The following is an 11,957-nucleotide window of genomic DNA, read 5'->3' on the forward strand; positions in this document are numbered from 1 at the left end:
GCGAAAACTCGCAACCTGGGATACCGACTACCTGATGGCAGCTCTCCAAGCCCGTTAACCTGGACTCGTTGCCCTGCCGGCTTTAGTGCGAGGATAGACTCTTTGACGTCTTCCGGTAACTTCTCCGCGGGAAGGTCCGCCGGCTTGATGCGATTCGCGCTGGCCAACAGTTGCTCCAGCGAAACGGTGGGCCTCAGATTCGTTTCGGTCACGCGCTTTCGCAACTCCGACAGCACGATCGGCTTTGGGTTAACGAATCCTTTAGGAATCGATGTCTTCTTGAGAAATTCGCTGACTGGCTCGGCAATTTGGGAAGTTGCGGCCGGGTTCGCTGTCTCAGCTTTTCGCTTCGTAGGCTTCGTCGCACCGAGTCGCTTGGGTGTCTGTTTCGCTGAGGCTTTCTTTTTCGTGACCATGCTTGACCTCTTCGAAAATGATTTCAGGAAGTAGCACCCTCACCCAATGGGAAAGGGGGCCTTCAACAAGTTGGGATTAAGCAGAAAGGCCCATGCAGGCGCCACCCGGCTGGAGGACCCAAGTATCGAGCCTCAGCACTGTCTCGCCCGGTCTAGCTCTAGGGGGCCAGCGGTGAGGCATATTTATGCTCGTAGATCGTACGAAGTTCGGTGGCATCATATCACCTCCGATCCAGAGCGGTTCACAAGGAGGTGCGGGCGGTGCCCCTTGCCGCCTCCCGACGGTGTCACATTTTGACGAGTTTGCCTAGGCGGAGCTGGGTCGCGGCCGCGGCGACCACGTTTCCCTTCAGCTCGTAGAGATGCAGCGCTCCGGACACAGCGGCGACCGCCTCGTCGCCTCGGCGGGCGGCCTCGAGCACGTGCGACAGGTCGACCAGTGCATCCGCCCGGTCGTTGACGAAGTCGGTCGCTTCGGCGATCGTCACTGCTTCGCGCGCGAGCGCCTCCGCCGCCCGGAGCTCTGCCCGCCGCGCATGCACGCGTGCGCGCACGCGGCGCCAACGGACCTGCGTCACCAGGTCTCCGCTCGCAGCCAGCTGGGCGCTGAGTTTAGCAAAGTCCTCGGCCTCTTCGTCGCGTCCCTGTTCGAGGATCACCACGGCGAGGGACGCGGCCATCGTCGAACGGAACGCGCGCTCGCCCATCTCCTCAAGCGCACGATACGCTGCGCGCGCGCTCGTCTCGGCCGCAGCGGGGTTCCCGGCGAGCAGCTCGACGACGGCCTCATGCTCTGAGGACGCCACGTAGAGCGTAAGGCCGAGGTCGGCGTAGGTGGCGTTGCTCGTCGCGATCAGATCGCGGGCAATCTCGAAGCGGCCGACAATCGCGTTGAGGCACGCGAGCTGGCGGAGGATCGCTGCCTCGGACTCGGGGCTTTCGCCCACCTGCACGCGCATCGCCTCGCAACGGCGGATGCCCTCGGCTGCCGGGGTGGGCCCGAACCACAAGGAGGAAGCGATCCACGTGAGGATTTCGTAGTACTCATGCCAATCCCCCGCACGTCGCGCGTGAGCAGCAGCTTGCTCCCAAGCTGCAATGGCGGCCTCGCCGCGAGCCGCGGTGAAGGATAGCCAGGCCTCAAGCCGCCGTGCGCGGCAGAGGCCGAGGTCGTCCCCGAGGCGCTCGAAGACCGGGATCACCGCAGCTACCGCGCGTGCCGACTCCTCCAGCCCGCCCTCTTCGCCGTGGAAGATCCGGAGGAACTGCCGCTGAACGAGCACATGCGCTGCCAAGCGCTGGTCGTCAGCGGCAGCGGCCAAGCGCTCCGCCTCGTCCAGCGCGCGCCCGGCGTCGTCCAGCCGGCCGCTTTCGATCAGCGCGCCGCTCAAGTCGGCGAGCAGCACGATCCGCCGTGTGTCATCGGTGGGAAGCAGCCGGGAAACCCTCTCAAGCAGGCTGATCGCCGCCGGCAGGTCGCTGCGGACAAGCGCTCGCCGCCCGGCTGCCTCGAGCCGTTCGCACGCCCGGGCGGCAAGCGAGGCCGCGCGCACGTCGCGCGGACCGAGCGCGACACGGTACTGAAAGGCCTGTTCGAGATGATAGCCGACAATCTCCTCAAACTCGCGTAGCCGGTCCGCGGCCGCTAGCTCGAGCCAGGCGGCGAAGCGCTCGTGCAGGTCGGCGCGCGCATTCTTCGGCAGGGAGCGATACGCGGCGTCGCGGATCAGGACGTGACGGAAGCGATAGGCCTTCTCGCCGGCGAACAACGGCGCCTCCGGCCGGATCAGGTCCCGGCGGACGAGCGCGAGCAAACCGTCCTCGAATGTGTCGAGCACCGGGCAGGCGAGCTCGCTGACGGCGCTCCGATGGAATACTGAGCCCTCGACCGCTGCGGCCGTCAGGATGGCGCGCTCGACGGACGGGAGGCCCTCGAGACGGGCAGCGAGAAGCGCGTTGATAGTCGAGGGGACGGGCAGCTCAACGAGGTCCGACGCGGCGACCCAGCTGTCGGGCGCCTGCCTGAGCAACGCGTCGTCGACGAGCATCGCCACGAGTTCCTCAGCGAAGAGCGCATTGCCCTCGGCCGCGCTCGCGATCCTCGACTCGGCAGCGGGCGGCAGCGGCGCGGGGCCAAGCAGGTTGGAGATCAGCTCGCGGCATTCCGCGTCGCTGAGCCGCTCGAGGACGATCGACGTCGCGTTGCGTTTGCCGGCCCCCCAGCCAGGACGCGAGTCGAAGAGCTCCGGCCGCGCGATGCAGATGAGCAGGATCGGGAAATCGCGTGAGAAGTCGGCGACGTGCTCGACTAAGTCGAGGAATGTCGACTCGGCCCAATGGACGTCGTCCACCACAACGACGAGCGGCCCCGCTCGCGCGAGCGCCTCAAACAGCCTCCGGACGGCCCAGGCGGTCTCCTCGGTCGTCCCTTGTCCCGCGCCGCCAAGCCCGAGCGCCCCGGTCACACGCTCGGCAATCAGCCGGGCCTTCTCGTCGCCTGCGAGCCGCGCCTCGACCACCGCTGCGAGTTGCTTGCCGGAGTCCGGTCCCTCCGCGCGGGTAAGCTCCCGGACGATCTCGGCCAGCGGCCAATAGGTGATGCCCTCGCCATAGGGCAGACAGCGGCCGTGCAAGACTGTGACATCCTCGGCAAGGCCGCTCGTGAACTCCCGTACGAGCCGCGACTTTCCCACACCCGCGTCGGCGAGAATGGTGACCAGGTGGCAGGTCCTATCGCCGACCGCGTTGCGGAAGACGGTCTCAAGCAAGGCTCGTTGGCGTTCGCGCCCGACGAAAGGCGAGTCGAAGCGGCGCGCAACGCCGGGGGCGTGGGCGAGGACTTCTAACACGGCGAGGGCGCGGATGGTCGCGCCGCGCTTGAGTGCGCGCGGCCCGCTCGGCTCGACGACGACCGCATCGCGCACGAGCTTGTGCGTCGGCTCCCCTATCAGGATCTCATTCGCCGTCGCTGCCTCCTCAAGGCGCTTCGCGACAATGACGGCCTCTCCGGCGACTGACAAGTATCCCTGCGTTTGGTCGCCGGCGATCACCTCGCCGGTGTTGATGCCGATTCGGTTCATAAGGCGGACGCCCCAACCGGCTTCGAGCTCGTGGTTAAGGATGGCAAGTGTTTCGCGCATCTCCACCGCTGCCCGCACCGCGCGCAGCGCGTCGTCTTCGTGGACGAACGGCATGCCGAACACAGCCATGATCGCGTCCCCGATATAGTTGTTCACGATTCCGCCGTGCCGTTGAACGACGGCGCTCAACTCGCCGAAGTACCGGGAGAGCAGGTTCCGGAGCGCTTCGGGATCGAGGGAGAGGCTAAGCCGCGAGGAATCGACGATGTCGGCGAAGAGGATGGTGACCGTCTTGCGGGCGTCCGGCCCGGGCTCCCGCGCGGCCGGCGCTGCCGGCTTAGCTGGAACCGAGGAAGCCACCTTAGGCCTCCGCTTCGGGTTCGGCCGGAGATGGTTATCCGATGACATGGCACGGCTCCGTGTCTTAGCCTCCCCACGCCGCTGACCAGTTGCGGATTGTCATGGGTGCTGCTTTCACGATACAGCCGCTTCTCAACAAGAACAAAGCGGTTTCCTCGCCGCTCAAAACTCCCGCACTTCTTCCAAAGATACCTTTTGGGCTATCTGCGGGGCTTTAGTTGGCTTCTCCCTCATAGGTGGAAGAAACCGAGCGGTCCGTCCGCAGAAAGCGATACCCGCACCGGGCCTGCTGGGGTGATAGGGCCTTTTCGTCAGTTGTCGAGCAGGCGGAAATGCGCGGCGCGAACGACGGCCTGCGTGCGGTTCCTGGCGCCCAGCTTCCTGGCGGCGGCGGTGAGGTGCATGACGACCGTAGGAATCGAGCGCCCGATGACGCGCGAGATCTCCTTGGCAGAGAGGCCATGTGCCGAATGGCGGAGACACTCGCGCTCGCGCTCAGTCAAGGACGGCAGGAGCGGACTGAGAGCCGATCGGTCGTAGAGGGCGTAGGCCGTGTCGTGGAAGACATGCGCCAGCAAGCTAAAGCGCGCGATGGTTCCCGCATCCCGATCTACCATCTCGTCCGCGCCGAGGCGGATGCCGGTAACCGTGGCATAGCCGCCGCGCGGCATGTGGATAGGGATCGTGACGCCGCTAGTGAGGTCGCGCTCGCGCAGATAGCGCGCAACGGGTTCCGTAGTCTCGTCGAGGAGCGCGCCTATCTCGGTGTCGATCTCCTTGTTGTAGCTCCAGGCGAAGGGGGTGGAGCTGCGCGCCGCCACGATCTGCACCGGATCGATGCGGAAGTAACCTCGATCGCACCAATAGTCGCGCATGTCGTCATCGATGTTACGCAGCTTGAGCATCGACGGGATCATGATAGCGCCGTCGAGATCGTACGGGATGGGCGTGTAGTCGTAGACCAGCGCGTCGTAGCCTAGGCCGGACAGGGCGGCGAACGCCTCGTCGATGCATTCGTCCAAGGTGCCATGGCGAGTGAAACGCCGCCTGATCGTTGTGATTTCGTCCAGCATGAGCTCTTCCGCCTACATCCCGGACCACCCTATCACTTCTTATAGCTGACGCACTCCCAACGTTTCGCTTAATATATGAGCATGCCTAAAATCTGTGCATTCGGAGCGTATCATGTGGCGAGAGATGGCGGCCGACGATCGCATCGAGGTAAATGTCGACGGCTTTAAAGTCGTCGCCTACAGCTTCGGCTCCAGCACCGAGACGGTGTTCTGCCTCAACGGCGGGCCTGGCCTGGCCTGCGACTACCTTCGCGAATCGCACTCCTGCCTGATAGACAAGGGATACAGGGTCGTGGCGTTCGACCAGCTTGGCACCGGCGCCTCCGACCGGCCCACGGACACCTCGTTGTGGACTATCGCGCGCTACGTCGAGGAGACCGAGACGGTTCGCAGGACGCTGGGACTCGGCAATGTACACATGCTGGGTCATTCCTGGGGCGGCTGGCTGGCGATCGAATATGCGCTTGCCTACCAGGAGAACCTGCAGACGTTGATCCTCGAGGATACGGTCGCCGACATGCCGCATCTTGTTCTGGAACTGGAACGCCTGCGCGCGTCGCTGGGACCCGAGACCGTATCGATGATGCAGAAGCACGAGGCGCAGGGAACCTACGGTCATCCGGAATACATGGCGGCGGTGACGATCCTCAACTACCGCCATGTCTGCCGCCTGCCCGAATGGCCGGCGCCGGTGCGCCGCTCGCTCGACGACTGGAGCATGGGACCCTACGCGACCATGCAAGGTCCGAACGAGTTTCTCTACATCGGCAATCTCAAGGACTGGAACCGGGTGCCCGACCTGCCCAGGATCAAGGTGCCGGTGCTGATCACGCATGGTGAGCACGACGAACTGACACCAGCCTGTGGTCTGCGCATGAAGCTTGGCCTGCCGCAGTCGGAGTTGCACATCATCCCGAATGCGAGTCACATGCCCTTCTACGAGAACCCAGCTGCATACTATCCGATCCTTTTAGGGTTCCTCTCGCGCAACAAGGCAGGCTGATGCAGGCGGAATGCAGGGGAAAGGGAGCGGACGGGGAAACACCTCAGGGCCATGCACCGCTATAAGTTCGTTCTATACCGTCCGCTTCAGTTCCTGCCGGTGCTGTTCGGCATCAGCGTGATCACGTTCATCCTTGTCCGGCTGATCCCCGGCGACCCCGCTCGCGTTCTGCTCGGCACCCGCGCCACCCCCGAAGCGATCGCCCGCATCCGCGCGCAGTACGGCCTCGATGAGTCCATGCTCGCCCAGTATTTCTACTTCCTGCGCAACCTCGCGGAGGGCGAGATGGGGCGCTCGATCCTCTACAAGATCGATGTGCTGAAGCTGATCGCCACGCGCATCGAGCCCACTCTGACGCTGGTGCTTTGCAGCGTTGTGCTGTCGGTATTGATCGCCGTGCCGGTGGCGGCGATCGCGGCGCGCAATCAGGGCAGGCTGGCCGACCAAGTTATCCGCATCGTTTCCACCTTCGGCATCGGCTTCCCGCCCTTCTGGCTCGGCCTGATGCTGATCATCCTGTTCAGCGTCGAACTCGCCATTCTCCCGGTGTCCGGTTACGGCAACACGCTTTCTGAAAAGCTTGCACATCTCGTGCTGCCGAGCCTCACTGTCTCGCTGTCGCTGTCGACCGTTCTGGCCCGCAGCTTGCGGGCGGCGATGGTCGAAGGCTTGAAGTCCGACGTGGCGACTGCCGCGCGCGCGCGCGGCATGCCGGAGAGCATCGTGTTCTGGCGCCACGTGCTGCCAAATTCGTTGGTGCCGACCGTCAACCTTCTCGCCGTAAACATAGGTTGGCTGATAGGCGGCACCGTCGTGGTGGAGACCGTCTTCGCGCTGCCCGGCATGGGCCAGCTGCTGGTGCGCGCCATCTTCTCGCGCGACTACATGGTCGTGCAGGGCGTGGCGATGGTCTTCGCGTGCGCCACCGTGCTGATCAACTTCCTGGCTGACATCGTCACGGTGGCTCTCGATCCGAGGGTGAAGCTGTGAGCGAGCCCTTGGCCGCGCCCGCGCTCGGCAGGAAGGGCCGCTTTCGCCGCCGCGGTACGCTGGCGGCCGGCGTCTTCCTGCTTGGGGCGTTCGTCGTCCTCGCGCTCGGCGCGCCGCTGATCGCGCCCTACGATGCGATCGCCCAGGACGCGACAGCACGGCTCCAGGGGCCGTCCTGGCCGCACCCGTTCGGGACCGACAATTTCGGCCGCGACATCCTCTCGCGCGTCATCTGGGGCACGCGCATCGACCTCAAGATCGCCGTCATCGGCGTTATCTTCCCCTTTCTCATCGGCACCACGCTGGGCACGATAGCCGGCTTCTTCGGCGGGATAGTCGACGCCATCTTCATGCGGCTGGTCGACATCATCCTGGCCTTCCCGTTCCTGGTATTGATGCTGTCGATCATTGCGATCCTGGGGCCTGGCCTGGCCAGTTTTTACATCGCCATGGCCCTCGTCGGCTGGGTTTCCTACGCGCGGCTCATCCGCGCCCAGATGCTCGTGCTCAAGAACCACGACTACGCGGTTGCGGCGGTCAGCCTCGGCTTCAGCCGCATGCGCATCATGTTCCGTCACCTCCTGCCCAATGCCGCTGCCGGCTCGGTCGTCTTCGCGATGTCCGACGCGGTCCTCGTCCTGCTGAATGGCGCGGCCATTAGCTATCTCGGGCTGGGCGTGCAGCCGCCAGTCGCGGAGTGGGGCGTGATGGTGGCGGAAGGCCAAGCCTTCGTCACCACCGCGTGGTGGATTACATTGTTCCCGGGGCTTGCGATCGTGACGCTCGCCTTCGCCTTCAGCATGATCGGCGACGGGCTGGCCGATTTGTTCGGGGTTCACGAGTGATCGCGGCGCTGCTCAAGGTCACCGACCTGACGGTCGTCCATGACGGTGACGGCGGGGAGCGTACCCTGCTTGATGCCGTGTCGCTCGATCTCGCCCCGGGAGAAGTGCTCGGGCTGGTCGGCGAGAGCGGGTCGGGCAAGAGCCTGCTCTGCCGCTCACTCGTTAGGCTGCTGCCATCGAGCCGGCTCAGGATCAGCGGTGGCTCGATCACACTTTCCGGGCGTGAGCTGACGACCGCGCCGGAAGCCGAGATGCTCGCGGTGCGCGGCGGTGAAATCGGCATGATCTTTCAGAATCCGAGCAGCCATCTCGACCCGGTCATGAGGATCGGCGACCAGATCACCGAGGGCATCCGCTTTCACCAGCAGCTGGACGCCAAGGCGGCGCGCGCCGCGGCGGTGGATATCCTCGCCCAGGTCGGGTTTCCGGATCCGGCTCGGCAATACGATAGCTACCCGCACGAATTCTCCGGCGGCATGCGCCAGCGCGCCATGATCGGCGCGGCGCTATCAAGCAATCCCAGGATCCTGATCGCCGACGAGCCGACGACGGCACTCGACGTGACGATACAGGCGCAGATCCTGCGGCTTCTGAGGGACATCCGCGCCAGGCGTGGACTCTCGGTGATCCTGGTCACCCACGATCTCGGCATCGTTGCCCAAGTCTGCGACCGCATCGCGGTGATGTGGCAAGGTCGACTGGTGGAGATTGGAGAGAAGCGCGGTCTGCTTGCGGCGCCGGCGCATGCCTACACCCGTTCGCTGATCGCCAGTCATCCCTCGCTGCCGGAGGAGGACATGCCGGCAAAGGCTGAGAAGCTCCGGGCACCCGGAGCGGTGCCGGTGGTCGACATCGAGAAGCTGCACGTGCGCTTCGCCACGGGCGGCCTGTTCCGGCGAGGCGCGGTTGATGCCGTCAATGGGGTCACACTCCGTGTCATGCCGGGCGAAACGGTCGGCATTGTCGGCGAATCCGGAAGCGGCAAGAGCACTCTGGCGCGCGCCGTCCTTGGACTTACGCCGGTCTCGTCAGGCACGATACGGTTCGATGGTACGGATATCGCATCGGGTCGCGCAGTCCTCGGCATGCTGCGACGTCAAACCGCCATGGTTTTCCAGGACCCCTACAACGCCCTCAATCCTCATCTTACCGTTGGCAAGATGCTGGCGGAGGTCCTGCGGGTACAGGGCAAAATCGAGACCGCGCAAATTCCGGCACGCTGCGGCGAACTGCTCGACCTGGTCGGCTTGGGGCGCGCGTTCCTCGACCGCAAGCCGCGCTCGATGAGCGGCGGCCAATGCCAGCGGGCCGGCATAGCTCGCGCGCTCGCCGTCGACCCGAAACTTATCATTGCGGACGAGTGCGTGGCCGCCCTCGACGTCACCATCCAGGCGCAGATCGTGGAGTTGTTCCGCGAACTGGTGGAACGTATGTCGCTCACGCTGATATTTATCGCCCACGATCTCGCAATCGTTCGCAATCTCTGCCAGCGTGTTGTGGTGATGCACCGCGGCGTGATCGTCGAGGAAGGTCGGTCGGAGGAAGTGTTCTCCCGGCCGAAGCATGCCTACACCGCCGCGCTGATTGCCGCCGTTCCGCATATCGATCCGGACAAGCCGCTGCTTGCTCCCTCGAAGATGGCGACCCCGCAGGCCGACGGGGTCGCAAACTGAAACCAAAGGCAAACCAGAAGGGGAATAACGATGTTAAGAAGCAAATGGATGCGCATCGGCTTGGTCACCGTTATGACCAGCCTGTCCCTGGGGGCGACGCTCGCAGAAGCCGCCGGCGTACTCACGATTGGCCGGCGCGAAGACTCGACCACCTTCGATCCGATCAAGACCGCCCAGAACATCGACCTGTGGGTGTTCGCCAACGTCTATGACGTGCTGATCCGCGTCGACAAGACGGGCACCAAGCTGGAGCCCGGTCTCGCCGAGAGTTGGGAGGTCAGCCCGGACGGCCTCACCTATACACTAAAGCTGCGCGACGCGAAGTTCTCGGACGGCTCCGACCTGACGGCCGACGACGTGGTGTTCAGCCTCACCCGCATCAGGGATGACGAGGGTTCGCTGTGGGCGGATCCTTTCAAGGTGATGGATACGGTCGAGGCAACCGATCCAAAGACCGTCACGATCAAACTCAAGCAGGCGACCGCGCCGTTCCTGGCGACGCTGGCCTTCCCGATCGCCTCGGTTCTTTCCAAGAAGGGCTTCGAGACGCTCGGTCCGGAGAAATATGCCGAAACACCCATCGGCTCTGGCGCCTTCACCATCACGGAATGGAGGCGCGGCGACCGTGTCATCCTGGCGAAAAATCCGCATTTCTGGGAGGCCGAGCGTGTCAGCCTCGACGGCGTCGAGTGGATCTCCGTGCCGGACGATAACACCCGCATGCTGAACGTGCAGGCCGGCCAGCTCGACACCGCGATCTTTGTGCCGTTCTCACGCGTCGCCGAACTGCAGAAGGATTCCAACCTCACCGTTCATCTCGACCCGTCGACCCGCGAGGATCACCTGCTGATTAACCACGAGCATGGCGCGCTGGCGAAGAAGGAGGTGCGGCAGGCCCTCGACATGGCCATCGACGAGCAGGCTGTGGTCGATACGGTGACGTTCGGCTACGGCGAGGTCGCAAACTCCTACGTCCCGAAGGGCGCACTCTATTACTACGCCGACAATCTGAAGCGGCCCTACGATCCGGAAAAGGCCAAGCAGATGCTGGCCGACGCCGGGGCCTCGGACCTGACGCTCAACTACGTCGTGCGGGCCGGCGACGAGATCGTCGAGCAGACGGCCGTGCTGCTGCAGCAGCAGCTCGCCAAAGCCGGAGTCACCGTCAACATCCAGAAGGTCGACCCGAGCCAGGAATGGGACATGCTGGTGGCCGGCGACTATGACGTCTGTGTCAACTACTGGACCAACGACATCCTCGACCCAGACCAGAAGACCACCTTCGTTCTCGGCCACGACGCGAACATGAATTACATGACCCGCTACAACAACGAGAAGGTCAAGGAGCTGGTCGCGGCGGCGCGCATCGAGATGGATCCGGCCAAGCGCGAGCAAATGTACACCGATCTGCAGAAGATGGCCAAAGAGGACGTCAACTGGATCGATCTGTACTACAGCCCGTTCATCAACGTCTCGCGTAATAAAATCGAGAACTTCTACCAGAATCCGCTGGGCCGGTTCTTTCTGGAAGACGTGGTCAAGAACTAGACTTGTGAACGAAGCCACGGGACGCCGCTCTGCGGCGTTCCGCCCAGCCCTGACAGCACGTTTGGCGTGCTGCCCGTCTTACCGCGCGTCGTTTGTTGGGACAGGTGAGCGATCTGCTGCTGTCGCTACTTCCGCTTTCTGACAGTTCCGCGCTGATTGCGGACGGTCCGCACTCGTGAACCAAGACTGCCGGGCGGCAATGCCTCTATCTCTGCCGGAGAGATCACCTTTGCCGCTTCCTGAAAGCAGACATAGCCCGCGACCACGCTGGAGGTCATGGATGCGCCAGAAGTAGCCACTCCCGGGTCTTCTCCAAACCCGACCTTCGCCCTTCGGCCGCTGTCGACCGATAGTGTTCTCTAATGGGTCAAGGGCGACGGCTCGGTTGTGAGCGTTATCGACGCTTTCGGGTGCCTGCGTTCTCTACGTGCTCATGGGCACTTGATGGGGTTAGCTGGGTGTGGAGCGGCTTGGTGCAGTCGAGCGGCTTATGGAGCGCAAAATTCAAGGCAGCGATTGCCTACTATCCGATATGTTCGGTAGCGAGTGGCGACAGTCCCGACCTTGATCCTGATCGGCGAGCTTGACGATTGGAGCCCCGCCAAAAAAATGCCGAGAGATGATGAAGCAGCGCAGCGGCAGGGGAAGCTCCGTGCAGCTTCAGGTCTACAAGGGCGCTCATCACGCGTTTGATGCCCCGGAATTCAAGACTGGCATCGAGGCCTACGGTCACTGGGTGGAGTACAAAGCGGTTGCAGCCGACCGATCCGTAAGCGTTGACACTCTCGACACTGCGCGAGAAAGGGGCGCATCTTCGAGGCGCCCGCGTCCGCGACTGAGGCGGGCGCTCTTCCATATTTACGAAAGGAACACCCCTATGAGGATCGGAATCATCGGCGCTGGAAACATCGGCGCCACATTGGTGCGAATGCTTCGGCGCGTCCTCTCCTTAAAGCCGTCACCGGGCTT

General features: G+C 63.8%; 7 protein-coding genes and 1 pseudogene. 5 read left to right on the forward strand and 3 right to left on the reverse strand.

The annotated features are described in order from the left end of the window. From AC0L3I_RS36100 to AC0L3I_RS36110, 3 genes and pseudogenes are all read right to left on the reverse strand, one after another. Window positions 1–416: pseudogene (locus AC0L3I_RS36100) on the reverse strand (hypothetical protein); the annotation flags it as partial. 287 nt (window positions 417–703) lie between these two features. After that, window positions 704–3,856: an ATP-binding protein gene (locus AC0L3I_RS36105; RefSeq protein WP_473485102.1), complete on the reverse strand. Its 3,153-nt coding sequence runs from the start codon at window positions 3,854–3,856 to the stop codon at window positions 704–706. A gap of 311 nt (window positions 3,857–4,167) precedes the next feature. Further along, the gene (locus tag AC0L3I_RS36110; RefSeq protein WP_292213823.1) at window positions 4,168–4,929 is read right to left on the reverse strand and encodes a LuxR family transcriptional regulator; all 762 of its coding nucleotides are present in this window, start codon (window positions 4,927–4,929) and stop codon (window positions 4,168–4,170) included. Between the two features lie 112 nt (window positions 4,930–5,041). On the opposite strand from AC0L3I_RS36110, the gene AC0L3I_RS36115 reads away from it, so the two are divergent. The 5 genes from AC0L3I_RS36115 to AC0L3I_RS36135 are packed head-to-tail and all read left to right on the forward strand — an operon-like array spanning window position 5,042 to window position 10,988. Then, window positions 5,042–5,932, forward strand: a complete 891-nt coding sequence (locus AC0L3I_RS36115; RefSeq protein ID WP_473485100.1) for a proline iminopeptidase-family hydrolase — start codon at window positions 5,042–5,044, stop codon at window positions 5,930–5,932. Between the two features lie 51 nt (window positions 5,933–5,983). After that, window positions 5,984–6,922, forward strand: a complete 939-nt coding sequence (locus tag AC0L3I_RS36120) for an ABC transporter permease (protein ID WP_473485099.1) — start codon at window positions 5,984–5,986, stop codon at window positions 6,920–6,922. Then, on the forward strand, window positions 6,919–7,767 hold the full coding sequence (locus AC0L3I_RS36125; RefSeq protein WP_473485098.1) for an ABC transporter permease: 849 nt from the start codon (window positions 6,919–6,921) through the stop codon (window positions 7,765–7,767). Before AC0L3I_RS36120 ends, AC0L3I_RS36125 begins: the two co-directional genes overlap by 4 nt. Then, window positions 7,764–9,440 carry a dipeptide ABC transporter ATP-binding protein gene (locus tag AC0L3I_RS36130; RefSeq protein WP_473485097.1) on the forward strand — a complete coding sequence of 559 codons (1,677 nt, stop codon included), beginning with the start codon at window positions 7,764–7,766 and terminating at the stop codon, window positions 9,438–9,440. The genes AC0L3I_RS36125 and AC0L3I_RS36130 overlap by 4 nt, the downstream gene beginning before the upstream one ends. A gap of 48 nt (window positions 9,441–9,488) precedes the next feature. Further along, window positions 9,489–10,988 carry an ABC transporter substrate-binding protein gene (locus AC0L3I_RS36135; protein WP_473485096.1) on the forward strand — a complete coding sequence of 500 codons (1,500 nt, stop codon included), beginning with the start codon at window positions 9,489–9,491 and terminating at the stop codon, window positions 10,986–10,988. Window positions 10,989–11,957: the final 969 nt, after the last annotated feature.

It is taken from the genome of Mesorhizobium sp. WSM4840, from assembly GCF_055811755.1.

Coding starts and splice junctions, on each gene's coding strand:
- AC0L3I_RS36120 (WP_473485099.1), top strand. CDS start 5,984: ATGCACCGCTATAAGTTCGTTCTATACCGTCCGCTTCAGTTCCTGCCG.
- AC0L3I_RS36135 (WP_473485096.1), top strand. CDS start 9,489: ATGCGCATCGGCTTGGTCACCGTTATGACCAGCCTGTCCCTGGGGGCG.
- AC0L3I_RS36115 (WP_473485100.1), top strand. CDS start 5,042: ATGTGGCGAGAGATGGCGGCCGACGATCGCATCGAGGTAAATGTCGAC.
- AC0L3I_RS36110 (WP_292213823.1), bottom strand. CDS start 4,929: ATGCTGGACGAAATCACAACGATCAGGCGGCGTTTCACTCGCCATGGC.